This window comes from Pseudomonas sp. HP_01, from assembly GCF_055284355.1.
This window is the reverse complement of record NZ_JBTOPV010000001.1, coordinates 393,860-420,101: the sequence shown is the minus strand read 5'-3', so window position 1 is coordinate 420,101 and position 26,242 is coordinate 393,860. Positions and strand designations below refer to the sequence as shown.

The window sequence follows — 26,242 nt, the reverse complement described above, 5'->3', positions numbered from 1 at the left end:
AGGTTTTTATGAACACGGACAATCTGACCCTGCGTTATTTCGACGCCGAAATGCGCTACCTGCGTGAGGCGGGCAAGGAGTTCGCCCAGGCGTTTCCCGACCGCGCCGCCTCGCTGAATCTGGACAAACCCGGCGCCCACGATCCGTACGTCGAGCGGCTGTTCGAAGGTTTCGCGTTCCTGATGGGACGCCTGCGGGAGAAGCTCGACGACGACTTGCCGGAGCTGACCGAAGGCCTGGTCAGCCTGCTGTGGCCCCATTACCTGCGCACGATCCCGTCGCTGTCGATCGTCGAGTTGCAGCCCGACGTGGACCAGATGAAGCAGAGCGAGCAGGTGGCTGCCGGCTTTGAAATCCAGTCGCAACCGATTGGCCCCCAGCGCACGCGTTGCAGCTACACCACCACCCAGCCGTTGACCCTGCGTCCGCTGGCGCTGGAGTCGGTGCGCCTGGCCCAGGAGCCGGACGGCCGCTCGGTGATCCGCCTGCGCTTTTCCTGCGGTGCGCTGAGCCACTGGGGTCAGCTGGATTTGCGCCGCATCCCGCTGTACCTCAACGCCACGCCGGCGGTGGCCAACGCGCTGCATCACGCGCTGACCCTGGGCACTCAGGCGCTGTATGTGCGTCAGCCCGGGGACGCGCAACGTCAACCGCTGCAAGGACGTTTTACGCCCCGGGGGTTCAGCGATGAGGACCGCCTCTGGCCCAAGGGCGACAGCGCCTTCAGTGGCTACCAGTTGCTGCTGGAGTACTTCAGTTTTCGCGAGAAATTCATGTTCGTCACACTGCACGGGGTCGAGAACATGAACATCGCGCCGGACGCGCCGTGGTTCGAACTCGAGGCCGTGCTGACTGAGGCGTGGCCCCATGGGCTTGCCCTGAGCGCGGAGCACATTCGCCTGCACGTCGTGCCGGTGATCAATCTGTTCCCGCTGGAGGCCGACCCGCTGTCGCTGGACCCTTTGCAGACCGACTATCTGCTGCGACCGATGCGCCTGCAGGACGGCCACACCGAGATCTATTCCGTCGACCGGGTGACGGCGTCCCGGGATTCCGGGCGTGAAGAGTACGTGCCGTTCTCCAGCTTCCGGCACAAGGGCGGCATGCTCCGCGATGAGGCGCCCGAGCGTTATTTTCACACCCGCCTCAAGCGCGGAGCGAACGGGCTGCATGACACCTGGCTGATACTGGGCGGCGAGGGCGCCGACGTTGATCGGCTGACCGAGCGCGCGTGCCTGTCGCTGCGCCTCACTGGCACCAACGGCCAGTTGCCCAGAAAAGCCCTGCAAAGCACGATTCTCGACACCCCGCTGCACGCCACCCAAGCCGGTCTGCGGGTGCGCAATCTGTGTGCGCCGAGCCTGCCGTGCTATCCGCCGAGTCGCGACCGTTTTCACTGGCGGGTGTTGAGCCATCTGGGCTCGAACTTTCTGCCGATGCTCGACAGCGCCGAAGTGCTGCGCGGCACCCTGGCGTTGTACGACTGGACCGGCAGCGAGCTCAATCGCCGGCGTCTTGAGGCCATCGTCGACGTCCGTCATCACCTCATTCAGCGCTTTGAAAAAGGCTTTCTCCTGCGCGGTGTAGACATTGAAGTCACCCTCGACGCCAACGGTTTTGCCGGCGAGGGTGACATCTGTCTGTTCGGCGAAATGCTCAACCGGTTCTTCGCGCTGTACGCCGACATCCATTTGTTCACCCAGATCACCCTGATCCTGCAACCGACCGGGAGGAGCCTGCGATGGAGCGAAAATCACAGCCAGCGGATTCCCGGTTAAGGCTCATCGAATGGCTCGATGCTTTGCAGGGGCGGGTGGCGCAGGCGAGCGTTTACCGCTTCTGCCAGTTGCTGGAAAGCGTTGCGCCAGAGCAGCCGCCGTTGGGCAGCTCTGAAGACCCGGCGGACGATCTGGTGCGTTTTCGGCCCGATCCCGGCATGGGCTTTCCGGCCAGTGAACTGAGAGCCGTGGAGTGGTCATCTGCGGATCAGCCACTGCCGGCGACCGTGCGCACCCGCTTGCTCGGCCTCTATGGCGTGGACTCGCCGCTGCCCACGCGTTACCTCGACGACATCGCGCAACGGCGGGAAGGCCACGAGGCGCTGGAGGGGTTTCTCGACATCTTCAACCATCGGGTCTTCACCCAGTTCTACCGGATCTGGCGCAAGTATTCGTACCCGGCGTCGTTCGCGCCGGCTGGCGCCGACCCGACCTCGCAGTGCCTGTTCGGGCTGATCGGGTTGGGCATCCCCGGTACGGCAAAACGTATTGCCACTCCACTGTCGCGCTTTCTGGCGTTGCTCGGCGTGATGCGTTTGCCGACCCGCAACGCCGAGGGCATTTCGGCGCTGGTGCATTTGCTGGCGTCCTACACCCAGGCGTCGATAACACCGCACTGGCCTCGAAGCATTTCACTCGCCGAAGCCGCCAGCCTGTCCTGCGCGCGGCCGGTGAGCCTGTCCCAAGGCACGCCGCTGGGCAGCGTCGGCCGCGACGTCAACAGCGAACTGCTGCTGACGCTGTTCACTGCCAACCACGCCGAGGCGCGGGAATGGCTGCCCGGCGGCGACTTGCACCGAGACCTGCGGGTGCTGCTGCAGGTGTACCTGGGCTGGCGCTGTACGGCGCGGTTGCGCCTGTCGCTGCCCATCGATTGCCTGCCGGTGTCAGCATTGAGCGCAAGCGGCGTGCTGCTGGGCATGACCGCGGGACTCGGATTGAAAGGCCGCGCCGATGCGAAGACCGACACCATCATTATCCATCTGGGCCGTTATCAGGGGCTCCACGTCAATCCTCAGGAAAGAGAAACCACCCATGTCGCGTATGATTTTTAAGGCGTTGACCCTCTTCGCCCTCGGGCTCCTCGTCAGCGGCTGCGGGGTCACCCAAAGCGTGTCCGAATCCACTGCATCCATGACCAGGGCGATCTTCTACAAACAGGTCAGAACGCTGCGCCTGGACTTCGACGGCCGCCAGGCCCTGAACACCGTAGGCACGGACATGAGCGCGGTGTCGGTGCCGGTCATGGTGCGGGTGTATCAGCTGCACGATGGCCAGTCGGCGCACAAAGCCACCTACGACGACCTGTTGCAGAACGCTGACCAACTGCTTGGTGCTGACCTGCTGGACCAGCGGTCGATGGTGATCAAGCCAGGGGAGGGCGCGCAGCTGGATGTGCCGCTGAACGAAAACGCCGGGGTGATCGCCGTCGTCGGGTTGTTTCGCGAGCCCGATCTGCAGGTCAACGACTGGCGCTTGCTGCTCAACCGCGACGACCTCGACCCGGACCGCCCTCGGGTCATCGAGCTGGGCGAAAGCCGGCTGACGCTGCGCCCCCTGGCCGAGGGGTGAGCATGACCGAGCTCAATCCTTCGCTGTACGAAACCCTGCTGCAGAATTTCAGCGGGGAACTCGACCTGTCCTGCGTGTCGGAGGACGATCAGTACGTGCTCTCGGTGCTGGACAATTTGCAGCGCGTCCTCAACAGCCGCGCGGGGACCCTCGCGCACTTGCCCGATTACGGTCTGCCGGACATGGGGGCGGTGCTCGAAGGATTGCCATCGGCCGCCCATGGACTGATGCGGACCATCGCCGACACGCTGCTCAAATACGAGCCGCGTCTGTTGTCGCTGCACATCGAACTCTTGCCGCAGACCCAGCCGGGCCATCTGGTTTACGCCCTCGACGCGACGCTGGAAGGCGAGCGCACCGCGACCTTCGGTACGACGTTGAGCCCGGAGGGAAGGGCGGTGGTGCGTCATCTCAAACGCCATGATGTGCAGGCCCTCGGTTGAGGCTGTCGGAGAGCCCGGTGACCCAGGGCTTTGCCACGGGGATCAAGGCCGGCGGCGACCCACGCGCGTTGCCTGACTACCGGACGTTGTGTACCGAGATGGCCCAGCTCGGTCATCCGGCCTGCCCTGATGTGGACTGGCACTCCATCGAGCAGTGCTGCCTTGCGTTAATCGCCAGCAACGGCGCGGACCTGCAAACGACGGCGGCTTATGCCCTGGCGCGCAGTCATCTGGCCGGGTTGAGCGGGATGTACGAAGGTCTGGAGGTACTGGTATCCCTTTTGCGGGCAGACGCCCAACCCTGGCCCCGAGGGATATCGGCGCGGGCGGAAATCCTCAGTGGACTCTTCGGCTCGTGGCAAGCGCTGCTGCGGGAGCTAGAGATCAATGTCTGCGATCTGGCGAGCCTCGTTGTGCTCAGCGTGCAACTTGAGCACGTGCGCCTGACGCTGCTCGAGCAGACTCCGGTGCCCATCACTAGCCTGGAAGGCTTGCGCACGCAGGTGGTGCAACGGGCGTCCCGGATCGAGCGCGATGCTCAGGCCGCGGTGCTGGTCGCGGCGAATGCCATTGCACCCTCACCGTTGCACCTCGGGATGCACTCCCCAACCCAAAGCACACCCGCTGTCCCGCAGCCAACGCCCGCCCTTATAAGGCCCGATGCAAAAACACGCCGCGGGATGTGGATAGGATTAGTGATCGGCGGGCTGATCAGCCTGCTCGCCGCATTGGCGTGGGGGTGACAACAGCCGGTGTTTCAAGGCTTCCCGATGGCTGAGGTCGCGCAGAGGACGTACCGCCCAGCCGACCGTCGGGATTTACCTGTCAGCTATATTTACAGCCGGGCAATGTCTGCATTAGTGTGCGCGCATCATCTGCCTTAAGACTGCGGCTGCCGCAGGTTAAGGCACGTCCGCTCAGACCGGACACTTTTGCCCTTGGTTGAAATCACCCCTGCGTTGCGCGACCCTTGCGTCCCGGCCCCCTTCGCCAGCGTCCTTCAGCAATTGCGAACGGCTACCGCCGTCCAGCACACGACACTCGAAGCCCGATTGCCACTGACCCACCCCCGGCTGGATCTCGGCACTTACAAACGGATCATCGCGGCCTATTACGGCTTCCATCTGCCCCTGCAACAGTCGATTGAGCGCTTTCTTGCGCCCCAGGCCATAGACCCTGAGCGGCAGAAAATCCCCGCGCTGATCAAGGACCTGCAAGCCCTCGGGCTGAGCGATGCGCAGATCCACGCTTTGCCCCGGTGCAGCGCGCTGCCCGCCATCAACAGCATCGCTGCGTTGCTTGGCGTGATGTATGTCATGGAAGGCGCTACGCTGGGAGGACAGGTGCTGCGCCGGATCATCGCCGACAGGCTGGGCGTCGATGCCGACAGCGGCGGCGAATTTCTGGACGTGTACGGTCGCGACACCGGGCGGTTGTGGAAGGCCTTCCTCAAGGAACTGGCTGAATTCGACACGCCGCTGCACAACGCCGAGGTGGTGAAGGCGGCCTGCGCCACCTTCGACTGCTTTCAAACCTGGCTGGAGCAAGCGAGAGTGCTGAATGACGCTTAATGACACGCCGCTCACGAAGCACGTGCTGGACGACCTGCTGGACACCTGCGCCAACGAACCGATTCGCATCCCGGGCGCCATTCAGCCCCACGGTGCTCTGCTGACCCTGCTCGAAACCGACTGGACCGTGCAACAGGCCAGCGCTAATGCCTGGGAGATGCTGGGCATCCCCGGCGACGTGCAGACCGGCGACTCGCTGGTACGCTGGCTGGGCGAATCCCAGGCCAACGCCTTGCGCGACGCCGTTCAGGACGCGGATCTGCACAGCCTCGATCCATTGCCGATGCAGTTTGCCGGGCAGGCATTCGATGGCCTGCTGCACCGCCATGACGGCCTGTTGTTTCTGGAGATCGAGCCCGGCGCCGCGCAGGCTTCGATGGAGCACCTGGGGCCGCGCCTCACGCGCACCCTGCGTCGCCTGCAATCGGCCAAATCCCTGGACGATCTGTACGCCATCAGCGTCTCGGAGATCCGCGCCCTGACCGGCTACGACCGTGTGATGATCTATCGGTTTGAAGAGGAGGGCCACGGGCAGGTCATTGCCGAGTCGGCGACGGCCGAACTGGACGCCTACCTGGGGCTGTTTTTCCCCGCCACCGACATCCCGCAGCAGGCCCGCGAGCTGTATCGCCTGAACTGGCTGCGCATCATCCCCGACGCCGCGTATGTGCCGGCGCCTCTGGTTCCGGCCCTGCGCCCGGACACCGGCCAGCCACTGGACATGAGTCATGCGGTGCTGCGCAGCGTGTCACCGATCCACTGTCAGTACATGCATAACATGGGCGTGCGCTCCTCGATGAGCATTTCCCTGCTCAAGGATGAACGGCTCTGGGGCCTGATCAGTTGCGGCAATCGCGAGCCGCTGCGAGTGCCGCATACGCTGCGCTCGGCCTGCCAGACCATCGGGCAGGTGCTGTCGATGCAGATCAGCCTGCTGGAAGACCAGCAGACTCAGCGCCAGCGACTGGCCAAACATCACATGCTGGACCGGCTGTCCAGGGCGATGAACGAGTCCGCGGACGATGTCTATAACGGGCTCCTTGAACATTCCCAGGCGCTGCTGACACTGGTCGACGCCAACGGCGTGGCGGTGATCATCGACGGTCAGGTGCACCTGATCGGCCAGTGCCCGAGCACCGAGCAAGTCAGTGCGTTGCAGCAATGGCTGCAGAATCGGCCCGGGGCGGTGTTCGAGACGTCCAGCCTCGGCGCCGTGTTCCCTGACGCGCAGGCGTATCAACGCGTGGCCAGCGGACTGCTGGCGTTCAGCTTGCCCAAGCCGGTGGCCAACGGGGTGTTGTGGTTTCGCGCCGAGGTCAGGGGCAGTGTGGAGTGGAGCGGCAATCCGCAGCAGGCCAAACGGGTCGTCAACGACCGTCTGCAGCCACGGGAGTCCTTCGCCCAGTGGGAACAGCAGGTTGAGGGCAAGGCCAGGGCGTGGAGCGCCGGCGAGGTCTACGCGGTGTCCGACCTGCGCCGCTCTGCGCTGGAGGCGGATCTGTCACGCCAGGTGCTGCGCGAAAAAGAGGCCGTGCGCGCCCGCGATGAACTGGTGGCCGTCGTGTCCCACGACCTGCGCAGCCCGCTGACGGTTATCGTCATGCAGTGCGGCATGATGCAGCGGGTGATCAACGCCGACGCCACTGCGTCTACCAAACGACTCAGCTCTGCCATCGACATCCTGCAGCGCGCGTCCTCGCGGATGACCAACCTGCTGGAGGATTTGCTCGATACGTCCAAGATCGAAGCCGGCCGCTACTTCATCGACGCCGAGCCGCTGGAAGTCAGCCGATTGTTCGAAGATGCCTGGTCGCTGCTGACGCCACTGGCGCTCAACAAATACATCGACCTGACGTTCGAAGCCGAACCCGACCTGACGATTTTCGCCGACCCGGAGCGCATGTTTCAGGTGCTCTCCAACCTGGTGGGCAACGCGATCAAATTCACACCCAAGAACGGCAGCGTGAAAGTCACGGCGGCGGGTGCAGGCGACAATGTGGTGTTCAGCGTGGCTGATACCGGCGAGGGCATCCGTAGCGATCAGTTGCCCCACGTGTTCGAGCGCTATTGGCGCAGACGCGAAGGCAACCCGAGCGGGACGGGGCTAGGCCTTTACATCTCCCAAGGCATCGTCAGGGTCCACGGCGGTGAACTGACCGCCGCCAGTGAAGAGGGCGTCGGCAGTGAGTTCCGCTTCACGGTGCCTCGCGCCGCCCTGGTCACCTGAGCCCGCTTAGGGCGGTAGCAATGAGGGGGTATTCCTGTCTGGAATCCCCCGCATGAAAAACATGAATTTTATTTATGGCCGCCAGCCCTCTACCGTGAGCGTATTCCGTTCACGGCAGACCCGTCATGACCACGTCCTCTCAACCTCAGCCCTCCCTCGTCGAAGAACACTGGAAGCGCAACCTGGCCGTTTGTGTGTTCGGCGCGTTCACCACCATCGTGGCCATGACGCTGCTGCTGCCGTTTCTGCCGCTGTACGTCGAACACTTGGGCGTTACCAATGAGGCCGCCATCGTGCAGTGGTCGGGGGTGGCGTTTGGCGCGACCTTTCTGTCAGCCGCCCTGACGGCGCCGTTGTGGGGGCGACTGGGCGATCGCTATGGGCGCAAGCTGATGCTGATTCGCGCCAGCCTGGGCATGGCGGTGGCGATGTCGCTGATCGGCCTGGCGGAGAACATTTACCAATTGGTCGGGCTGCGTTTGCTGGCGGGGTTGCTCGGCGGCTATGCCTCTGGCGCGACCATTCTGGTGGCGACGCAGACGCCCAGGGCGCGCACGGGCTGGGCACTGGGCATGCTCTCTTCGGGGATCATGGCCGGTAATCTGACCGGGCCGTTGATTGGTGGGTTGTTGCCGCCATTGATCGGCATCCGCCACACGTTCTTCCTGGCCGGGGGGGTGATCTTTCTGACCTTCCTCGCCACGCTGTTTCTGATGAAGGAAGCGCCTCGGCCCCAACGTCAGGCTGGCGTGCCGAAAGCGCCGGCTGTACGGGCGTGGGATGTCATCACTGACAAGAAGCCTGTACTGACCATGCTGGTCGTGGCCTGTCTGGTGATGTTTTCGATTATGTCCATCGAGCCGATCATCACCGTGTACCTGACCCAGTTGCACAGCGACAACGTCACGTTGATGGCCGGACTGGTAATGTCAGCCACCGCACTGGCCAGCGTGTTGTCGGCCTCTCGCATCGGCAAGCTGGCCGATCGCGTCGGTCACTGGAAAGTGGTCATCGGCTGCCTGAGTGCGGTGGCGATCCTGTTGATTCCCCAAGCGTTCGTCAATCACGCCTGGCAGTTGGTGCTGCTGCGCTTTCTAATGGGCATTGCCTTGGGCGGCCTGTTGCCCTGCATCGCAGCGATCATCCGTCATTCGGTGCCCGACGCCGTGGCCGGGCGCATGCTCGGCTATTCCACCTCGTGCCAGTACATCGGCCAGGTGCTGGGGCCGCTGACCGGGGGCTACCTGGGCGGGCATTTCGGCATGCCGGTGGTCTTCATCGTTACCTGCGTGCTGATGGGCGGATGCGCGGGCGGGATGTTGCTGATGCGGCCTCTGATTTCCGGTGGGACCGACTTCAGCCGGCAAGAGCGCAGCGTTTGACAAAACCATGACATCCCGCACCGGATAATCGGCACTGGCGGGGCATTGCCCCGGATTCCGAGTACCGCCATGCACGGACCTTCATGGACATCAAACACAGCCTTAAGCAACGGATTGTCATCGTATTTGCGTTGATGAGCACCCTGGTCGCCGGCGTATTCGCCGTCGGCATCATCGCCACCGTGCACGTGGTCGAAAAGCGCCTGTCGATCATGAGCCTTAAGGGCAATATGCACCGTCTGCTGGCCGTGGACAGCGTCAGCGACTGGCGCCACCGCCCGGAAAAAGACGAGTTGTTCTATGCCGAAGAGGGCGTTGGCGACCTTGCCATGAGCGACGACCTCAAGGGTCTGCTTCCGGGTTTCCAGGAGTTCTTCCGCGGCAAGAAAGCCTACTACGCGATGGTCTCGGAAGTGAACGGGCGGCATTACGTGCTGCTGCGCGATCAGCGCAAATTCCAGAAGCGTGAACGGATTCTGTTTGGCATCGTGCTGGTCGGCTTCGTCCTCAGCGTGTTGCTGGCGGTGCTGCTGGGTCGGTTGCTCGCGTCCCGGGTGATCACGCCGGTGTCGCGCCTGGCCAGTCAGGTGCGTCATCGCGATCAGTTGCTGGAACTCGCGCCGGTGCTCGCCAGTGACTACGCCAACGATGAAGTCGGTGCGCTGGCCCGGTCCTTCGACGAAACCCTGGGCCGGCTGCGGGCCGCACTGAGTCGCGAAAAGCTGTTCACCAGCGACGTCAGCCATGAGCTGCGTACGCCGCTCATGGTCCTGGCGACGTCCTGTGAATTGCTGATGGAGTACCCGGCGCTGGACGAACGTTCCCGCACCCAGGTGAAGCGCATCGGCAAGGCCACGGCGGGTATGAACCAACTGGTCGAAACCTTCCTGCTGCTGGCCCGTACCGAAGGCAAGAATGTTCCCCAGGGTCAGCGCTCATCGATGGAGCAGATTGCCGATGAGCTGGTCGAGGCCTGGCGTGCCCCCATTGAGGCAAAAGGTCTCCGGTTCATTTACCAACAGGTGCAGACCGACGGCGAAACACACAATGCGCCCCTGCTGCGCTCGGTGATGGGCAATCTGCTGCGCAACGCGTGGCATTACACCGATCAGGGCTTCATCCGGTTGGCCCTGCGCAGCGATGGTTTCAGCGTCGAAGACAGCGGGATTGGCATTCCGCTGGAAAAACAGCAGGCCATGTTCCAGCCCTTCGTGCGTGGCGACGAACAGCGCGGGGAGGGGCTGGGTCTGGGGTTGTCGCTGGTCCAGCGTATCTGCGCGAACCAGCACTGGACGGTGACGCTGACCAGCCGTGATGACGGCGGATGCTGTTTTACGGTGTTGTTGGAACCGGACGCCGCCGGGGAGAGGCTGGTGTGAGCGCTCTCCATTTAGCGTTGTGACGCCCGACGCCTTCCCGGCTGAAGCCGGTCCCACTAAGGGCCGCGTTTAGCCAGTTGCCCCCAGGCAATTTGCCCAGACGTGCCAATCCTCCCGAATGCACTCAGTCGTATAGTGGGACCGGCTTTAGCCGGGAAGAGGCCAGTGCGGACACCTTAAGTCTTGCAGCGATATGAATGACGCTTACCCGGCTAAAGCCAGTCCTGCCGAGCGCGCGCGGCACCGTTCACTCCATTGGTCCGGAGAACCGCACGAGTGCCTGCCGGTGCGCTCCAACACCTGCCTCCCTCAATGGACCTGCAACCATGTGCCCAGACAGCTCATCACTCGTTCGCAGGACTGCTGACGATCAGTCCCCAGACCGCGACGACACGCCCGAATACCCGTTGTTCGCACCCCCCAAGCCCGAAGATCCCGAGCGGCGCACCGAGCATTCCCAGGCCGAGACGGACGGCCGTACACCGGAAGCCGTATCCTATTCGGCCGAGTGACAATCACTCGTACGAATTGATCGCCCACAATGTCTGTCGGCGAATGCGTGTGAATCTGTCATGGGAATTGATGATTGCGCTTGGAAAGCTCTCTTAAAAACGGAAGAATGCGTGATTAGTCGCGCACATAACTCGCAACATTCACGACGCCAATACCGCGGCGGAGGAAGCAAATTTGAATCAGCTAAAACGCCTTCAGAGCGGAATTGAAGGGCTTGATGAGCTGTTAATGGGTGGTTTCGTCGCCGGATCCTCCTACATCATTCAGGGGCGGCCGGGCTCCGGAAAAACCATTCTGGCGAACCAGATCGGTTTCAATCACATCCGCAATGGCGGCCGCGTGCTGTTCGCGACCCTGCTCGCCGAGCCCCATGAACGGCTGTTTCAGTTCCTGTCCACAATGAGCTTCTTCGACAAGGACCGGGTCGGCGATCAGATCCAGTTCGTCAGTGCGTTCGACACCATGGAGAACGACGGCCTCGATGAAGTCGTCAAGCTGTTGCGTCGGGAGATCGTCCGCCAGAAATCCACGGTTATGATCCTCGACGGGCTGCTCAACGCCCGTTCGAAGGCCGAATCCACGATCAACACCAAACGCTTCATTTCCGAACTGCAGGGCCACGCCGCCTTCGCCGGTTGTACGGTGTTCTTCCTGACCAGTTCCCAACTGGACGACGGCAGCCCGGAACACACCATGGTGGATGGCGTGCTGGAGCTGGGTGAAGAACTGGTCGGCAACCGTTCCGTGCGCCGCATCAAGGCGCGCAAGACCCGCGGCAGCGGCGCCATCCCCGGCGCCCACGAGTGCGAAATCACCGAAAACGGCCTGGTCGTTTACCCGCGACTGGAGAGCACTGTTACCCACTCCGCGTTGCGCGACAGTGCCGAATTCAGCGTCGTCCCCAGTGGTATCGACACACTTGATCCGTTGATCGGCGGCGGTCTGGTGGAATCGTCCGTGACCTTGCTCCTCGGCCCGTCGGGCACTGGCAAGACCACGTTCGGCCTCAACTTCCTCGCTCGCTCGACGCCCGACGAACCGGGTTTGTTGTTCGGCTTTTACGAGTCGCCGCAGCGCCTTCGGGTGAAGGCGGCGTCGCTCGGGCTGGACTTCGACGCGCTGGAACGCGCCGGTGCGCTGCACCTTGCCTGGAGATCCGCGACTGCCGAGTTGATCGACAAACTGGCCCTCGACCTGCTCCGGATTGTCGAGCAGCAAGGCATCAAGCGGGTGTTCCTCGACAGCCTGGGTGGCATGGCCCGTGCCTCGGCCGATCAGTCGCGGATTCTCGACCTCTTCAGCGCCCTGATGAGCGAGCTTCGCGCCCGTGGCGTCACGGTGGTCTCGAGCTGGGAACTCCGCGGCCTGATCGGCGGCAAGATTGATGCGCCGGCTCCGGACCTGTCGGGCATCGTCGACAACCTCATGCTTATCCGCTTCGCGCAATCAACAGCGGGGCTGACCCGGCAACTGTCGATCCTCAAAATCCGCGATAACCCCTACGACCCGGCCCTGCTGGACGTCTTGATCGGCGAGCAGGGTCTGACTGTGAAAAAGGCTGCGTTCCATGCCCTCGACGATTCAGGCAATGAAAGGGTGTAGAAGTCGTCATCGAGCCGCTGATCGCTCTTCCGCACGGAGGGTTGCATGCCCACCATTCTGATCGTCGATGATGAATACCTCATCGCCGACATACTGAGTTTCGCGCTGGAAGACGAAGGCTACCTGACCGTCACCGCCGGCAGCGGGCAGAAGGCCCTGGGCATTCTCGAGCGCGAACGCCCGCAGCTGATCATCACCGATTACATGATGCCCGGGATGAACGGCATCGAGCTGGCGGAAGCGGTGCGGGTGAATCAAAGCCTGGGGCAGATCCCCATGGTGCTGATGAGCGGGGCGCAATCTCATCTGGGAGTGGCCCGGCCGGATCTGTTCAACGAGGTGTTCGACAAGCCTTTCGAAATCAGCGCAGTGCTGGAAGCGGTGCGGGCGCTGGTGGGGACCCGCTAGCGCGCGGGCGCCTGGGCCACTACCTGGTCTTGAGCGTCTCGATACTCAGTCGCAGGTCTTTCGCCCATCCGTCGAGCACCGGCTTGACGGCGTCGAGGGTCAGCTGCGTCTTGTCGTTTTCCAGCGGTGTGCCGCCGCCTGTGCGCACCACTTGGGCCAGCACCTTCTGGGTATCGGCATCAAGGAAAGCCGCCTCGGTGGCGATTTCCACGTTCTGATCCCGGCCACCGGCAGCGGTATTCACTACAGCCGCCACCAGCGCGATGGGCACCACTTCATAGGGTTTCAAGCCTTGGGTGCTGGTCGACACGGCGGTGATCGCCGGGCGCACGAGAATGGTATCAGGACCCGGTCCGCTGACGATGCGCAGGCTCTTGCCAAGTTCGCGTTGAAGCGCGGCATCATAATAGCCGGTGATGTCTTGTAAGGTCTGTGCCGAGATGACCGCAGTCGGCTGCGGCTTGGGATAAAGCTGACTGGGTTCGATATACACCTTGTTGTACTTGCTCAGCTTCACGTCCGGATCGATCCAGCGCATGACCTGGAAACCCGTTGCGCTTTGCGCAGGTTTGAGGCGGCTGTAATCTTTCAGAAACCCCGAATACTGACCGGGATCCAACTGTGAGCCGGCGCAACCGCCGACTCCCAGAATGGCCGCGCAGATCAGTGCCTTGAGCACCGGCATTTTCATGGTGTGACTCCCTTGGCTGTTTTCATCTGTATGCCGAATCGCAACGGAGCAGGCAACCCACGCTGACGCAGAGCCTTCTGGGCAACCCCAGCACTGACGCGATGCTGGCAGTGCAATGTGTGGCGCCCAAGCAACGCTAGCAGCAAATTATGTCGCCGCCAGTTAGCTGAATCGATGAAGGGGAAAATAAGGCGGGGAATCAAGGTGCGGGAAGGATGAGGGCGGCTATAAGACCGCCCATGGGGATATCAACGGCCGTCAGCAACCTTGCGTTCGATTTCAGCCGATTTCCTGTTCAGTTCCTCAGCGTCCTGTTCCTTCTCGCGAATCGAGGTCGGGGTGATGACTTCGTCCACCGCGCGGGTGTCGTCGTCCGGGTCGTTGAGGTCGCGCTGTACCACGTTGACGGGTTTGCCAGCGCTGTCCAGGGTTGGCGCGTCAGGCTGGGTGACGTTGCGTGGGTCGACCGGGGTGTCGTTGCTCATGGGTTCATCCTCGCTGTGGGGTATGAACGTTGGATGTGTCGGCGGTCGGCGAGTTCGGGATTTTTTCGACGTCGCGCGGGCCTGATCCGAAACCGGTCAACGTTGCTCTACCAGATTGAGGAAGCGTCGCGTGCGCTCGTTGTCCGGATCGACCAGCACTTGGCTCGGCGAGCCGTCGGCGACGATGCGGCCGGCCTCCATGAACAGCACGCGGTCGGCAATGTCCTGGGCAAACTTCATTTCGTGGGTGACCAGCAGCATGGTCATCTGCTGCTCGTGGGCGATGGCGCGGATCACCGCCAGCACTTCACCGACCAGCTCCGGATCCAGCGCGGAGGTGACCTCGTCGAACAGCATCACCTGGGGCCGCATGGCCAGCGCGCGGGCGATCGCCACGCGCTGTTGCTGGCCGCCGGACAGCTGCGCAGGGTAGGCATCGGCCTTGTGGCTCAAACCGACCAGCCCGAGGTATTGATGGGCGCGCTCCAGGGCCTCTTCGCGGCTGAGCTTGAGCACCTGAAGCGGCGCTTCGGTGACGTTCTGCTGCACGGTCAGGTGCGGAAACAGGTTGAACTGCTGGAACACCATCCCGACGCGGTGCTCCACCGGCGGCTTTTTCACGCCGGGCCAGTGCCAGCCGCCAGCCTTGGCCGGCACCGGCTCGCCGGCCACCTCGATGCTGCCGTGCTGATAGGCCTCAAGGCCCTTGATCAGCCGCAGCACCGTGGATTTGCCCGAACCGCTGGGTCCGATCAGGGCGACTTTCTGGCCGGCGGGAATGCTCAGGTCCAGGTGATCGATGACCCGGGTCGCGCCGAAGTTTTTCACCACTTGCTTGAGGATGATCTGCGGCGAAGCGCCGGGCATAGCGTGTGCGAGATCAGACATGGCTGCGCCTCTCGAAATATTTGAACAGCAGGGAGGTCGGCACGCTGATCGCCAGAAACATCAGCGCCATCACCGTGTAGGGCTCGTTGTAGCGGTAGGTCATGCCGGCAATCTGTTTGGCGGCCTGGAACAGCTCGGGAATGGTGATCACCGCCAACAGCGGGGTCTCCTTGAACATCCCGATCAGGTAATTGCCGAGCACCGGCAGCATCGGCTTCAGGGCCTGGGGGAGGACGATCCGCCGCCACGTGGTGGCGCTGTCGAAATCCAGGGCCCTGGCCGCTTCCCATTGACCGGCCGGCACGCCCTCGATGGCGCCGCGAAACGCTTCGGCAATGTAGGACGCGTAATACAGGCCGAGCCCGATGACGCCGGTGGAAATCGCCGGCAGGGTGAGGCCGGCCAGGGGCAGGGCGAAGAAGAGCACGTACAGCTGAACCATCAGCGGCGTGTGCCGAAAGAAGCTCAGGTAGCCGGCGCTCAGTTTTTGCACCAGCGGGTTTTTCGAGCGCTGGGCGATGGCCAGCAGCAGACCGAGCAGCACGGCCAGCAGGAAGCCGAGGATCACCACTTGCAGCGTCACCAGCAATCCCTGAAACAGATCGGGGACGATAGACCAGGCGAAGGCGTAATCGAAGTTCATGGCGCCACCCCGCGACGCCAGTGGGTGACCCGTCGCTCATAGCGCTTGACCAGCCAGCTGAGGGGCCAGGCCATGACGAAATAGCACACCAGCACGATGCTCCAGATCAGCGTCTGCTGGCCCAGGGTGGTGATCAGCTGACCACCGGAAAAGGTCAGGTCGCTGAGGGTGATCAATGACACCAGCGAGGTGGTCTTCAGCAGTTCCACCAGTTGATTGCCCATCGGCGGCAGCATGAAGGGCAGGGCCTGGGGCAGGATGATTCGGCGAAATGCCGTGATCGAATCGAAGTCCAGGGCCTTGATCGCGTCCCGCTGGCCACGGGCGACGTTGCTCAGGGCCGAGCGGACGATTTCCGAACCGTAGGCGGAGAAAGTCAGGCCCAATCCGAGAATGCCGGTGGTCATCGGCGCCAGGGTGATGCCAAACAGCGGCAGGATGAAGAACAGGTAGAACAGCAGCACCAGTGCAGAAATGCCGCGCAGGATTTCAACGTAGACCGTCGCTATCCAGCGCAGCAAGCGCCACGGCGACAAGCGCATCAGCGCGATCACAAACGACATCACCACCACGACCACTTGGGCGAAGAAGGTGATTTCCAGGGTGACCAGTGCGCCGTTCGCCAGTTGGCGGGCGATGAAACCCGCGGTGTCCAGGGTGGAAGCATCAAAAAGCATGAGCCGTACTCGTATGGGCTGGGGCCGTCATGTTGCGGGGCAAAAAATCAACTTTGCGGTGTCGACGCCTTCCCGGCTGAAGCCGGTCCCACTGAATGCACGCGATCCCACGGTGGGACCGGCTTCAGCCGGGAAGAGGCCCGTGTTGGCGCCCTCCATTTTGCAGTGTGCCCACCGACGCCTTCCCGGCTAAAGCCGGTCCCACTGAATGCACGCGATCCCACAGTGGGACCGGCTTCAGCCGGGAAGAGGCCCGTGCTGGCACCCTCCATTTTGCAGTGTGCCCACCGACGCCTTCCCGGCTAAAGCGGGTCCCACTGAATGCACGCGATCCCACAGTGGGACCGGCTTCAGCCGGGAAGAGGTCCGTGTTGGCACCCTCGGTTTTGCGGTGTGCCCACCGACGCCTTCGCGGCTAAAGCCGGTCCCACTGAATGCACGCGATCCCACAGTGGGACCGGCTTCAGCCGGGAAGAGGCCTGTGCTGGCGCCCTCAATTTTGCAGTGTGCCCACCGACGCCTTTCCGGCTGAAGCCGGTCCTACAATGGCGCAGGCATCAGCGACGGCGTCGGCAACGGCATTAGCGGTTGCAACGTTGCTCGGCGGTGACGTCTGCGGGTGGCAGTTCGTTTTCGGTGTAGCCGTATTTCTGCAGGATCTTCAGCAAGTCGCCGGAAGCGCGCAGTTTCGCCAGTTGCTCGTTGAACGCCTGGGTGAACGCCGGATCGTTTTTCGGCAGGCCGTAGGCGTGGTAATTCCAGGTCGGTTTGCCGTCGGCGTCCGGGATTTGCTCGAACGGCAGTGCCCGTTCAACCGGCGTGCCTTCGGCTTTCTTCAGCAGGCCGATGATCTCGGCATCCGGGAAGTACACCACGTCGACGCGATCGGCCTGTAGCGCGGCGAGGGCTTCGGTGTCCTTGTCGAACAGCACGACGTTGCCGTTGCTGATGCCGCTGTCCTTGGCTTCCTGCACCTGATTGCTGCCGGGCTGGGTCGCCAGGCGTGCCTTGCCGTTGGCCGCGACGTCCTTGAGGCTGTGCAGCTTCAGCGGGTTGCCGGCCTTGACCAGAAACGCACCGCCCGAGCGGGTGACCGGGTTGGAATAGCCAATCACTTTGCAGCGGGCAGGGTTGATGAACAGGCCGGCACCGATCAGATCGAAACGACCCGCCGCGAGGCCCGGCACCAGCGAACCGAACTCGGTGATCGGCAGTTCAACCTTGCTGATGCCCAGAGGCTCCAGAATGGCCCGGAGGATTTCGACGTTGGCGCCGACGACTTTCCCGTCGGTGCCCACGTAGGCATAGGGTTGCTCGTTGGCGATGCCCGCGGTCAGGCCCTGGCTGCGGCCCTTTTCCAGCAAGCCGGCAACGGCAGAGAAGGAGAACACGGCGTTCAGCAACAGGGCGGAGCCGAGCACGGCTGACAACGACAGGGATTTTCCAGCGATTGTGCGAGGGAAGGGCATGGCTGACTCGTGACATGGGTGAGGCGCAGGAGGCGCAAGCCACGAATCATAGGGTTACAAAAAGGATCGGATAAATATCGTTTGGTTATTAGGTTATGCGCAGTTGAAAGGACTTGGGCGGTCTTCGACAAAAACCGGTGATGTGTAAGGGACCGCTCTGGCACGCGGTCCCCCACTCAAGTGACCTCAATCAGGCGGTAGTAGCTTTGTCCCGCGCTGGCAATGTCCAGTTCGGGCGAATGAAGTGGCAGGTGTAGCCGTTGGGGATGCGCTCCAGGTAATCCTGATGCTCGGGCTCGGCTTCCCAGAACGGGCCGGCCGGGGCGATTTCGGTGACGACTTTACCCGGCCACAGTCCCGACGCATCGACATCGGCCACGGTGTCCAGCGCTACGGCTTTCTGCTGTTCGTCGAGGTAGAAAATCGCCGAGCGATAGCTCACGCCGCGGTCATTGCCCTGGCGGTTCGGAGTCGAAGGGTCGTGAATCTGGAAGAAGAATTCCAGTATTTTGCGGTAAGAAATCTGCTCGGGATCGAAGACGATTTCGATGGCTTCGGCGTGGGTGCCGTGGTTGCGATAGGTGGCGTTGTCAACGTCGCCACCGGAGTAGCCGACTCGGGTCGACAGCACGCCGGGGTAGCGGCGCAGCAAGTCCTGCATGCCCCAGAAGCAGCCTCCGGCAAGCAGCGCAGTTTCGGTGTGGGTAGTCATGGGCAAGTCCTTCCAGCAAGTGAACGGTGTGTGTCAGCCAAGCAGTTCAATGCTTGTCTGCGAGCGTGTTTGCGAGTTTGTTGCGAGTGTGCGGCGCAACGCTCGCCTTGAAGATCAGATGATCAACGTGCGCACTCGTTCACTCGCCGCCGAACTGTTGCCGGTATTGGCCGGGCGTCACGCCGATGCGCTCATTGAACGCCTTGCGCATGTGCCGCGCGCTGCCGAAGCCGCAGCGACTGGCGATGACCTTGAGGGGCAGGTCGCTGCCCTCGAGCAGTTTGCGCGAATGATCGATGCGCGCGTTGAGCAGAAACTGCATCGGCGTCAGGCTGACTTCGCGCTGGAACGCCCGGGCGAAATTGCGCGGACTCATCGCTGCCAGGTCGGCCATGCGCTGCACGGTGTACGCCTCATCGATGTGATCGACGACGTAGGCCTGCACCCGGGCAATGGCGCTGTCATCCCGGGGCACCGCCGCCAGCAGCGGGCCATAGGGCGTCTGGCCGCCCTGACGTTTCATGACCACCAGCAGCACTTTGGCCACTTCCAGGGCGATCTCTTTGCCGTGGTCTTCGGCGACGATGGCCAGCGCCATGTCGATCCCGGCGGTAATCCCCCCGGAGGTGATCAAGTTGCGATCGACGACGTAGATGTGTTCGTTTTCGACCCGGCAGGCAGGAAAGCGCCGGGACAGACGTTCGAGGTAGTTCCAGTGGGTGGTGCAGCGGCGCCCGTCGAGTAGGCCGGCGTCACCCAGCAGAAACGCGCCGGTGCAGATCGCGCCGAAACGCCGGGCGGCCTGAGCGGCGGCGGGCAACCAGGCAGTGATTTGAGGGTGGCTGACGCCGTAGGCGCCTGGTCCGCCGGGGACCAGCAGCAGATCGATGTCGGCCGGCAGATCGGCCAGCGCCAGGTCCGCCTGGACCTTGAGCCCGCAGGAGCTGCGGATCAGCAGCGGGGGCTCGGCCACGGTGATCAGTCGGTACTGTTTTTCCGGTGCCAGCAGTCGATTGGAGATCGAAAAGACGTCCATGGGACCGGTTACGTCGAGCATGAGCACGTCGTTGAACAGCACCACCGCCACTGTTTTCTGCCCTGGAGTATCGCGCATGCCTTGATCGCCTTTCTGTTGCCGCCACTGTCAGCGCAGGGGGCACGTGCCTGAAACCAGGCGGCATTCTAGGGGATTGTGCGAACGAATGTGAACGAGGCGCGCGCTCGCCCGCGAATGAGCGTTCGATACCGTGCGCCCTGTTTATCGACGGTGGCGCGGACAGGGGTGGCCAACGCGTTGTCGGGATTGCGGGTTGAGGGACAGCTTGACGGCAGCGGGTCAGTAACAGCAGGTCGGCAGCTGAAAGCGAATGCGTGCGCCACCGCTGGCCGAGGCTTGTGCCCAGATGCGGCCGTGGTGCGCGTCGACCACCGAGCGACAGATCGCCAGCCCTACGCCGAGTCCGCTGCGCTTGGTGGTGTAAAACGCGCCGAAGATTTGCTCGCGACGCTCTGCCGGAATTCCGGGGCCGTTGTCCTCAATGCACACTTCGACGCCGTCATCGAGGGTGAACGAGGTGATGCGCACGACAGCCGCTTCGCGGCCAGCACCGGCCATGGCTTCCACGGCATTGGTGATGAGGTTGACCAGCAGCTGCTGCAACTGCACGGCGTCGGCGACGATGGATTGATCGACGAACAGCGCGGTGTCGAGTCGCACGCCTTGGGCTGTGAGCGCAGGCTGGGTGAGCCGAATGGCGTCGCGAATGACGTCGTCAATCTTGAGGATCTGCAGCTTCAAAGGTGCCTGACGGGCCAGCGCGCCCAAGGCCTTGACGATGTTGGCGGCACGTTCGCAGCCGGCGCGTATGTCCGTCAGACCGGCGATGGCTTCTTCGATATCCGGTACGTCGCGCTGCAGCCAGCGCAGGCTTGCGGCGGCGTTGGCGGCGATGCCCAGCAGGGGTTGGCAGATTTCATGGGCGATGGAGGCGCTGAACTCGGCCATCTTTCGGGCGTGAAGGCTGTGGGCGTAATCGCTTTGCGCGGCGGCGTCCTGATGGCAGGCGCTGGCGAGACAGGCCGTCGGGTGCCCGAGGGCGGGCAGAGAAGGGTGCCGAATCGCATCCGGCCAGTGTTGTTCCGCTGGCTGCGGGAAGCGGGTGTAGAGAGGAGATTGATGTTCGTCCAGCATCGTGGCCCCCGGTGGTTCGACGTCCTGTGCTGCGTCGCGCTTGAGTATACGCAGCGTGCCAGACCGGGAATGGCGGGGAGGACGCTTTGGCAGAAACAGACACCCTGATGTCTGTCAGGGCCCCCACACGGGGTGAACTGAAGGCCGACGATGCCGACGGGCAAGCGCGAAACCTGTAGTGACCGGCTTGCTGGCGAAGGCGGTGTGTCAGGCGATGGATCTGTCACAGACACACCGCCTTCGCGGGCAAGCGCGCTCCTACAGTGGATCTCGGCAAGCCACAAATTTTGTGGAGGACACAGAATCCGTAGGAGCCGGCTTGCTGACGAACGCGGTGTGTCAGTCACCCTTGCAGCGCCTGGACGGCCGCATTCGCCAGCAAGCCGGCTCCCACAGAGTTAAAGCGTCAGGCTGCTTTCTCTCTCAAACGCTGCCCTCGCTTTCGATCACCAGAATGCGAGCCTCACCCAGCGGATGGGCGACGTGGGCCGTGCCGATGGAGGCGTAGAAAATATCGCCGGTGTGCAGCACGGTTTTCTCCTCGACGCCGTCCTGTTTGAAGCGCATCTCCACTTGCCCGTCCAGCACCACAAAGACTTCTTGACCGTCGTTGACGTGCCATTTGTAAGGCTGATCCGTCCAGTGCAGTCGCGTGGTGATGCCGTTCATATTGGCAATGTCCAGCGCGGCCCACGGGCGGTCACCGGTAAAGTCTTTGCTGCGGATGATGTTCATTGGGGTGCCTGTTCAAGTACGGGTGGGCAACGATGAACCGCGTTGTTGCGGTACCAGCGCCTAACGTTCGATGCGCGGAATCATAAGCGCGCGATGGCCGAGTGCAACGGGTTGCCAGGGCAGGACGGATCAAAACCGCAAGATTCTGCAAGTGGCTGTGTCTGCGGCGATGTCCGGAATCATTGCGGATCTGACATTGCCGGGTCCGCAGGTGCGCTTTAGACTCGCGTCCATTCACTAGACGACTGGTCTACGCCAGTTGATCTGGTCACCACTCTTAATGCCTTGATCGGAGTATTACCCATGTCCACACAACCCTTGCTCACCCACGTCACGCTGGGTCGGCACGTGCTGAAAAACCGCATCGCTTTCCCGCCATTGACCCGTCAGAGAAGCCTGCAACCGGGCGATATCGCTTCGGACCTGATGGCGACCTACTACCAGCAGCGTGTGTCCGCCGGTTTCATGATCACCGAAGGCACCCAGATCGAGCCGCGGGGTCAGGGTTATGCGTGGACGCCGGGCATTTACAGCGCCGAGCAGGTTGAGGGCTGGCGCAAAGTGACTGAGGCGGTGCACGCGGAAGAGGGCGTCATCTTCGCCCAACTCTGGCACGTGGGCCGTGTGTCCGACCACGCGCTGCAGCCCAACGGCGAAGCACCGGTTGCACCTTCGGCGATCCCGGTGGCCAACGCCAAAGCGTTCATCGAGACCGCGCCGGGCGCAGGGCAACTGGTGGTGCCGCCGACGCCTCGCGCACTGACTGTCGAGGAAATCCGCGAGCTGGTGAAGCTGTACGCCCAGGCGGCGAAAAACGCCATCGAAGCGGGTTTTGACGGCGTGGAAATTCACGCGGCGAACGGTTACCTAGTCAACCAGTTCATCTCCGAACACGCCAACCACCGGGACGACGAGTACGGCGGCTCGCTGGAAAATCGCCTGCGTTTCCTGAGCGAGATCGTCACTGCCGTCGCCGAAGCGGTAGGCGGGGACCGTCTGGGTGTGCGCTTCTCGCCACTGTTCGCCAGCACCGATGAAGAACGCGTCTACATCGGCCTGGTGGAAAGCGACCCGCACCACACCTACGTCGAAGCCATCAAGGTCCTGGAAAACGCAGGCGTCGCCTACGTCTCCATCGCCGAAGCCGACTGGGACAACGCCCCTGAACTGCCGGAAACCTTCCGTAAAGCCATCCGCGAAGCCTTCAGTGGCCGCATCATGTACGCCGGACGCTACACCGCCGAACGCGGCAACCGCCTGATTGACGCCGGCCTCGCCGACCTCATCGCCTTCGGCCGCCCCTTCATCGCCAACCCCGACCTGCCGGCACGCATCGCCAACGGCTGGCCCCTCAACCCCGTTGACCCGGCCACGTTGTATGGCGGGACTGAAGTGGGCTATGTCGACTACCCGGTTTATAAGGCTGGCGAGTAAGACAGAACGGCGTAGCCGATTGGGGCGACGCGGAGCGTCAGATCCTGCATTCCCACGCGGAGCGTGGGGAACGATCAGCGCGTGCGGTTAGCGGGATAGGGTTTGAAGATCAAAATGCAGTGGCGCCTGAACTGGCCCCTTCCCGGCTAAAGCCGGTCCTACAAGGGAAGCGTCTGCTGTGCCTTTGATCTTCGTACACAGGAGGTCAAGTCACCGCCGAACGCGACTTGGGTGCAGGCTGAACGCAGGTCTCGTGCAGTGGGCCGAGCCGCATGGATGCGGCGAGAGCGCCGTCAGGACATGGATGTCCGTTCGGCGCGGGCCCACGGAGCGAGACCGGAGTGAAGGAACCCTGACGAAGGAAGGGCCAAACCAGGAGCAGGCACTTTTGCTTACTTTTGGTGCTTTTCAAAAGTAAGTCGCCGAAGGCGAAACAGTCTGCCCCCAGGCAGACGCCCTTGATCTTGATCTTGATCTTGATCTTGATCTTGATCTTAAAAAAAGCTGCAAAGCTACTCGCGCGTAGCGATCTCATCGAGGTGGTTCAGCAACGCCAGTGGATCCTCATATACCCGCAACGCCCCGGCCCGCTCCAACTCGCTCACGTCATACCCACCCGACAACAGCCCGATCCCCGTCGCCTTACACCGCCGCGCGGCCAACATGTCCCAGATCGCATCACCGACCACCAGACAATCCTCAATCCTCGCGTCAATCTTCTTCGCCGCCGTGACAAACAAATCCGGATCCGGCTTGCCGTTCTTCACATCATCCCGCGTGATCAGATTGATCTTCTTCGGGTCCAGACCCAACGCCTTCAAATTGATCTTCGCCGTCGACATCTCCCCGCTGGTCGCGATACACCAGGGAAAGCCCTCATCGTCCAGCGTCCTCAACAACTCCACGGCGCCCGGCAAGGCGATGATCTGATCCTGGGTTCGCTCATACGCCTCGGCGTGCCTTTTACTCAACCGCTCGGCCTGCGCCTCAGTGATCTCCATCCCGGTCTCCCGGGACAACATCTTCAGCATCAGACCGCCGCTCATGCCGATCTTGCGGTGGATTCGCCACATCGCCAGGGGAATGTTCTCCGAATCGAGGGCCTCTTTCCACGCCGTGACGTTCTGATAAACGCTGTCGGTCAAGGTGCCGTCGAGGTCGAAAAGGAAGGAAGTATTGGATCGCATGGTGTGGCTCCGTTGGTCAACAGGTCATCCGCTGACAATGGCTAAAAATAAAAAGGGGTGTGCCCGGCGTTCAGGCAAGCGGCATAAAGACGGCTCAGGACAACCCGAGGGTCAGCCGCTTCAACCGCGACGCCACGACCTCGTCGTAGAACTCGGAAAGCTGCTCGGCCTGCTGCGCGTCAATCCCGCCGCTGCAGCGCAGACCGAGCACGAAACCATTGGCCTGCGCGCCGTTCTTGACCACATCAATGGTCGAGCCGGAGGCGCGGATGTCGGCCAGGATCATTTCGCTTTGCGGTCGTAGCACGGGGGGCAAGTGATCGATGATGTCGGTCATGGGAAAGGCTGCCTTTCAGTTCGCTGTCCGGGTGTCTGTGTCTGCACAGAAGCCGTTGAATGCTCATGCAAGACCTGACCGGGAGAGGGATGCAGCGGTTCCGACAAATTTGCCGAAATGGCCGCGAACGGCAGGGGACAGTGGGACTGGCTTTAGCCGGGAAGGCGTCGGGTGCTCCACCACAACACTGATGGTGTACAAACCGGCCCTTTCCCGGCTGAAGCCGGTCCCACGAAATTCAATCGATACGCGGGTGCTGCTGAACCAGGCTCTCGCGTTTGGCCTGCAATTCGGCAATCTGCGTGTCGATGTCTTCGATCTTGTGCTCGATGTTGTCGTGATGCTCCTGCAGCAGCTCACGAGCTTCGTTGAGGTCAGATGCCGCCGGTGCGGCGCCACGCAACGGCTTGTTCGCGGTTTCCTTCATGGTCAGGCCGGTGATCAGGCCCACCACCGCGACCACCATGAGGTAGTACGCCGGCATGTACAGGTCCTGAGTGGTTTCAACCAGCCACGCGACCACGGTCGGAGTCAGGCCTGCGATCAACACCGACACGTTAAAGGCACTGGCCAGCGCGCTGTAACGGATGTGGGTGGGAAACATCGCCGGCAGCGTCGAGGCCATCACACCGATGAAGAAGTTAAGGACCACCGCGATCATCAGCAAGCCGGCGAAGATCAGGCCCAACTGGCCGCTGTTGATCAGCTTGAATGCCGGAATCGACAGCACCAGTAAAGCGATGCTGCCCGCGACGATGAACGGGCGACGGCCGATCTTGTCGCTGAGGAAACCAATCAGCGGCTGCACGAACAGCATGCCGACCATGATCGCCACGATGATCAGGACGCCTCGGTCCTCGCTGTAATGCAGGTTGTGCGACAGGTAGCTGGGCATGTACGTCAGCAGCATGTAGTACGTGACGTTGGTGGCCGCGACAACACCGATGCAGGTCAGCAGGCTGCGCCAGTGCTTGGTGGCGACTTCCTTGAACGAGACTTTCGGGCCGTGGGCCAGACCCTCGCGGTCGCCTTGTTCGAGTTTTTCAACGTGCTGCTGGAACGCCGGGGTTTCTTCCAGCGCGTTACGCAGATAGAGGCCGACCATGCCCAGAGGCAGGGCGAGGAAGAACGGCAGACGCCAGCCCCATTCGAGGAACTTCTCTTCGCCGACCACCGACGAGATGAGCACCACGACGCCGGCACCGAGCACGAACCCGGCGATCGAGCCGAAATCCAGCCAGCTGCCGAGGAACCCGCGCTTGCGATCCGGTGCGTATTCAGCCACGAAGATCGACGCGCCGGTGTATTCGCCACCGACCGAAAAGCCCTGGGCCATCTTCGCCAGCAGCAGCAGGATCGGCGCCCAGATGCCAATCGATTCATAGGAGGGAATCAGCCCGATGGCAAAGGTACTCAGGGACATGATGACGATGGTCGCGGCGAGGACTTTCTGTCGCCCGTACTTGTCGCCGATGGCGCCGAAGAACACGCCGCCGATGGGGCGAATCAGGAAGGGTACGGAAAAGGTTGCGAGGGCTGCGATCATCTGCACGCTGGGGTCGGCGCCGGGGAAAAAGATCTTGCCCAGTGCGTAGGCCACGAAGCCGTAGACGCCGAAGTCGAACCATTCCATTGCGTTGCCCAGAGCAGCGGCCGTAATGGCTTTCTTCATCTTGGCATCGTCGACGATGATGATGTCTTGCAACCCGATCGGGTTGACGGTTTTCTTGCGTGATCTCATAAAAGTCCCGGCAGCTTGAGTGACGTTGTGGCGGCGATCTCAGCCCTGGCTATCGGCGGCGCGTGCATCCCGTGGAATGCCGTGCTGTCGTAATAGTGGCAGGCTGATCTGCATCAGATAGGACCAGGCTGTAAATAATTCAGGACGGGCGCCATTTTTTTTGAACTTGGTACAAAT

General features: G+C 62.4%; 25 protein-coding genes. 12 read left to right on the top strand and 13 right to left on the bottom strand.

Translation table 11 applies throughout. From position 1 onward, the window contains the following. The first annotated feature begins 8 nt into the window (after window positions 1-8). From tssF to ACYAR8_RS01735, 11 genes are all read left to right on the top strand, one after another. Entirely contained in the window at window positions 9-1,778 is a 1,770-nt protein-coding gene (gene tssF / locus ACYAR8_RS01785) for a type VI secretion system baseplate subunit TssF (RefSeq protein WP_463578892.1), read from the top strand. Beyond that, on the top strand, window positions 1,742-2,833 hold the full coding sequence (tssG, locus tag ACYAR8_RS01780) for a type VI secretion system baseplate subunit TssG (protein ID WP_463578891.1): 1,092 nt from the start codon (window positions 1,742-1,744) through the stop codon (window positions 2,831-2,833). The genes tssF and tssG overlap by 37 nt, the downstream gene beginning before the upstream one ends. Further along, on the top strand, window positions 2,814-3,350 hold the full coding sequence (gene tssJ, locus ACYAR8_RS01775) for a type VI secretion system lipoprotein TssJ (RefSeq protein ID WP_463578890.1): 537 nt from the start codon (window positions 2,814-2,816) through the stop codon (window positions 3,348-3,350). The genes tssG and tssJ overlap by 20 nt, the downstream gene beginning before the upstream one ends. Before the next feature lie 2 nt (window positions 3,351-3,352). Next, complete coding sequence (gene tssE / locus ACYAR8_RS01770) at window positions 3,353-3,793, top strand: type VI secretion system baseplate subunit TssE (protein ID WP_074885605.1); 441 nt, start codon at window positions 3,353-3,355, stop codon at window positions 3,791-3,793. 17 nt (window positions 3,794-3,810) lie between these two features. After that, on the top strand, window positions 3,811-4,536 hold the full coding sequence (locus ACYAR8_RS01765) for a type VI secretion system ImpA family N-terminal domain-containing protein (RefSeq protein WP_463578889.1): 726 nt from the start codon (window positions 3,811-3,813) through the stop codon (window positions 4,534-4,536). A 195-nt stretch (window positions 4,537-4,731) separates the two neighbouring features. Next, entirely contained in the window at window positions 4,732-5,364 is a 633-nt protein-coding gene (locus tag ACYAR8_RS01760; RefSeq protein WP_463578888.1) for a biliverdin-producing heme oxygenase, read from the top strand. Beyond that, the gene (locus tag ACYAR8_RS01755) at window positions 5,354-7,591 is read left to right on the top strand and encodes an ATP-binding protein (protein ID WP_463578887.1); all 2,238 of its coding nucleotides are present in this window, start codon (window positions 5,354-5,356) and stop codon (window positions 7,589-7,591) included. Before ACYAR8_RS01760 ends, ACYAR8_RS01755 begins: the two co-directional genes overlap by 11 nt. A gap of 125 nt (window positions 7,592-7,716) precedes the next feature. Next, window positions 7,717-8,973 (top strand): MFS transporter, encoded by a 1,257-nt coding sequence (locus tag ACYAR8_RS01750; protein ID WP_463578886.1) that lies wholly within the window; start codon window positions 7,717-7,719, stop codon window positions 8,971-8,973. Between the two features lie 83 nt (window positions 8,974-9,056). Then, a complete protein-coding gene (locus ACYAR8_RS01745; RefSeq protein ID WP_463578885.1) occupies window positions 9,057-10,352 on the top strand; it encodes a sensor histidine kinase in 1,296 nt (431 codons plus the stop codon). A 687-nt stretch (window positions 10,353-11,039) separates the two neighbouring features. Further along, on the top strand, window positions 11,040-12,467 hold the full coding sequence (locus ACYAR8_RS01740; RefSeq protein ID WP_463578884.1) for an ATPase domain-containing protein: 1,428 nt from the start codon (window positions 11,040-11,042) through the stop codon (window positions 12,465-12,467). Window positions 12,468-12,512: 45 nt separating this feature from the next. Beyond that, complete coding sequence (locus tag ACYAR8_RS01735) at window positions 12,513-12,875, top strand: response regulator (protein ID WP_074885590.1); 363 nt, start codon at window positions 12,513-12,515, stop codon at window positions 12,873-12,875. Window positions 12,876-12,894: 19 nt separating this feature from the next. Here ACYAR8_RS01735 and ACYAR8_RS01730 read toward each other — a convergent pair whose 3' ends face one another. From ACYAR8_RS01730 to ACYAR8_RS01685, 10 genes are all read right to left on the bottom strand, one after another. Beyond that, window positions 12,895-13,566: a DUF3313 domain-containing protein gene (locus ACYAR8_RS01730; RefSeq protein ID WP_074885587.1), complete on the bottom strand. Its 672-nt coding sequence runs from the start codon at window positions 13,564-13,566 to the stop codon at window positions 12,895-12,897. A gap of 248 nt (window positions 13,567-13,814) precedes the next feature. Then, the gene (locus ACYAR8_RS01725; protein ID WP_463578883.1) at window positions 13,815-14,051 is read right to left on the bottom strand and encodes a hypothetical protein; all 237 of its coding nucleotides are present in this window, start codon (window positions 14,049-14,051) and stop codon (window positions 13,815-13,817) included. A 96-nt stretch (window positions 14,052-14,147) separates the two neighbouring features. Continuing rightward, window positions 14,148-14,939: an amino acid ABC transporter ATP-binding protein gene (locus ACYAR8_RS01720; protein WP_463578882.1), complete on the bottom strand. Its 792-nt coding sequence runs from the start codon at window positions 14,937-14,939 to the stop codon at window positions 14,148-14,150. Then, a complete protein-coding gene (gene ehuD / locus ACYAR8_RS01715) occupies window positions 14,932-15,582 on the bottom strand; it encodes an ectoine/hydroxyectoine ABC transporter permease subunit EhuD (RefSeq protein WP_463578881.1) in 651 nt (216 codons plus the stop codon). The genes ACYAR8_RS01720 and ehuD overlap by 8 nt, the downstream gene beginning before the upstream one ends. Further along, complete coding sequence (gene ehuC / locus ACYAR8_RS01710; protein ID WP_463578880.1) at window positions 15,579-16,259, bottom strand: ectoine/hydroxyectoine ABC transporter permease subunit EhuC; 681 nt, start codon at window positions 16,257-16,259, stop codon at window positions 15,579-15,581. The genes ehuD and ehuC overlap by 4 nt, the downstream gene beginning before the upstream one ends. A gap of 581 nt (window positions 16,260-16,840) precedes the next feature. After that, window positions 16,841-17,728: an ectoine/hydroxyectoine ABC transporter substrate-binding protein EhuB gene (gene ehuB / locus ACYAR8_RS01705; protein WP_178086368.1), complete on the bottom strand. Its 888-nt coding sequence runs from the start codon at window positions 17,726-17,728 to the stop codon at window positions 16,841-16,843. Window positions 17,729-17,918: 190 nt separating this feature from the next. Next, window positions 17,919-18,440, bottom strand: a complete 522-nt coding sequence (gene msrA, locus ACYAR8_RS01700; protein WP_074885566.1) for a peptide-methionine (S)-S-oxide reductase MsrA — start codon at window positions 18,438-18,440, stop codon at window positions 17,919-17,921. A 139-nt stretch (window positions 18,441-18,579) separates the two neighbouring features. Beyond that, window positions 18,580-19,554 carry a GlxA family transcriptional regulator gene (locus ACYAR8_RS01695; protein WP_074885562.1) on the bottom strand — a complete coding sequence of 325 codons (975 nt, stop codon included), beginning with the start codon at window positions 19,552-19,554 and terminating at the stop codon, window positions 18,580-18,582. 222 nt (window positions 19,555-19,776) lie between these two features. Further along, on the bottom strand, window positions 19,777-20,631 hold the full coding sequence (locus ACYAR8_RS01690) for a sensor histidine kinase (protein WP_463578879.1): 855 nt from the start codon (window positions 20,629-20,631) through the stop codon (window positions 19,777-19,779). A gap of 423 nt (window positions 20,632-21,054) precedes the next feature. Next, window positions 21,055-21,366, bottom strand: a complete 312-nt coding sequence (locus ACYAR8_RS01685; RefSeq protein ID WP_108121895.1) for a cupin domain-containing protein — start codon at window positions 21,364-21,366, stop codon at window positions 21,055-21,057. Window positions 21,367-21,669: 303 nt separating this feature from the next. Between ACYAR8_RS01685 and ACYAR8_RS01680 the strand changes: the two genes are divergently transcribed. Further along, window positions 21,670-22,800: an alkene reductase gene (locus ACYAR8_RS01680; protein ID WP_463578878.1), complete on the top strand. Its 1,131-nt coding sequence runs from the start codon at window positions 21,670-21,672 to the stop codon at window positions 22,798-22,800. Window positions 22,801-23,312: 512 nt separating this feature from the next. On the opposite strand, the gene ACYAR8_RS01675 is transcribed toward ACYAR8_RS01680, so the two are convergent. The 3 genes from ACYAR8_RS01675 to proP all read right to left on the bottom strand — a co-directional run bounded on the left by ACYAR8_RS01675 (window position 23,313) and on the right by proP (window position 26,065). Further along, entirely contained in the window at window positions 23,313-23,987 is a 675-nt protein-coding gene (locus ACYAR8_RS01675; protein WP_463578877.1) for an HAD family hydrolase, read from the bottom strand. A 94-nt stretch (window positions 23,988-24,081) separates the two neighbouring features. Further along, the gene (locus tag ACYAR8_RS01670; protein ID WP_463578876.1) at window positions 24,082-24,324 is read right to left on the bottom strand and encodes a hypothetical protein; all 243 of its coding nucleotides are present in this window, start codon (window positions 24,322-24,324) and stop codon (window positions 24,082-24,084) included. Between the two features lie 238 nt (window positions 24,325-24,562). Next, a complete protein-coding gene (gene proP, locus ACYAR8_RS01665) occupies window positions 24,563-26,065 on the bottom strand; it encodes a glycine betaine/L-proline transporter ProP (protein ID WP_463578875.1) in 1,503 nt (500 codons plus the stop codon). Between the last annotated feature and the right edge of the window lie 177 nt (window positions 26,066-26,242).

Coding starts and splice junctions, on each gene's coding strand:
- tssF (WP_463578892.1), top strand. CDS start 9: ATGAACACGGACAATCTGACCCTGCGTTATTTCGACGCCGAAATGCGC.
- tssG (WP_463578891.1), top strand. CDS start 1,742: ATGGAGCGAAAATCACAGCCAGCGGATTCCCGGTTAAGGCTCATCGAA.
- tssJ (WP_463578890.1), top strand. CDS start 2,814: ATGTCGCGTATGATTTTTAAGGCGTTGACCCTCTTCGCCCTCGGGCTC.
- tssE (WP_074885605.1), top strand. CDS start 3,353: ATGACCGAGCTCAATCCTTCGCTGTACGAAACCCTGCTGCAGAATTTC.
- ACYAR8_RS01755 (WP_463578887.1), top strand. CDS start 5,354: ATGACGCTTAATGACACGCCGCTCACGAAGCACGTGCTGGACGACCTG.
- ACYAR8_RS01750 (WP_463578886.1), top strand. CDS start 7,717: ATGACCACGTCCTCTCAACCTCAGCCCTCCCTCGTCGAAGAACACTGG.
- ACYAR8_RS01745 (WP_463578885.1), top strand. CDS start 9,057: ATGGACATCAAACACAGCCTTAAGCAACGGATTGTCATCGTATTTGCG.
- ACYAR8_RS01735 (WP_074885590.1), top strand. CDS start 12,513: ATGCCCACCATTCTGATCGTCGATGATGAATACCTCATCGCCGACATA.
- ACYAR8_RS01730 (WP_074885587.1), bottom strand. CDS start 13,566: ATGAAAATGCCGGTGCTCAAGGCACTGATCTGCGCGGCCATTCTGGGA.
- ACYAR8_RS01725 (WP_463578883.1), bottom strand. CDS start 14,051: ATGAGCAACGACACCCCGGTCGACCCACGCAACGTCACCCAGCCTGAC.
- ACYAR8_RS01720 (WP_463578882.1), bottom strand. CDS start 14,939: ATGTCTGATCTCGCACACGCTATGCCCGGCGCTTCGCCGCAGATCATC.
- ehuD (WP_463578881.1), bottom strand. CDS start 15,582: ATGAACTTCGATTACGCCTTCGCCTGGTCTATCGTCCCCGATCTGTTT.
- ehuC (WP_463578880.1), bottom strand. CDS start 16,259: ATGCTTTTTGATGCTTCCACCCTGGACACCGCGGGTTTCATCGCCCGC.
- ehuB (WP_178086368.1), bottom strand. CDS start 17,728: ATGCCCTTCCCTCGCACAATCGCTGGAAAATCCCTGTCGTTGTCAGCC.
- msrA (WP_074885566.1), bottom strand. CDS start 18,440: ATGACTACCCACACCGAAACTGCGCTGCTTGCCGGAGGCTGCTTCTGG.
- ACYAR8_RS01695 (WP_074885562.1), bottom strand. CDS start 19,554: ATGCGCGATACTCCAGGGCAGAAAACAGTGGCGGTGGTGCTGTTCAAC.
- ACYAR8_RS01690 (WP_463578879.1), bottom strand. CDS start 20,631: ATGCTGGACGAACATCAATCTCCTCTCTACACCCGCTTCCCGCAGCCA.
- ACYAR8_RS01685 (WP_108121895.1), bottom strand. CDS start 21,366: ATGAACATCATCCGCAGCAAAGACTTTACCGGTGACCGCCCGTGGGCC.
- ACYAR8_RS01680 (WP_463578878.1), top strand. CDS start 21,670: ATGTCCACACAACCCTTGCTCACCCACGTCACGCTGGGTCGGCACGTG.
- ACYAR8_RS01675 (WP_463578877.1), bottom strand. CDS start 23,987: ATGCGATCCAATACTTCCTTCCTTTTCGACCTCGACGGCACCTTGACC.
- ACYAR8_RS01670 (WP_463578876.1), bottom strand. CDS start 24,324: ATGACCGACATCATCGATCACTTGCCCCCCGTGCTACGACCGCAAAGC.
- proP (WP_463578875.1), bottom strand. CDS start 26,065: ATGAGATCACGCAAGAAAACCGTCAACCCGATCGGGTTGCAAGACATC.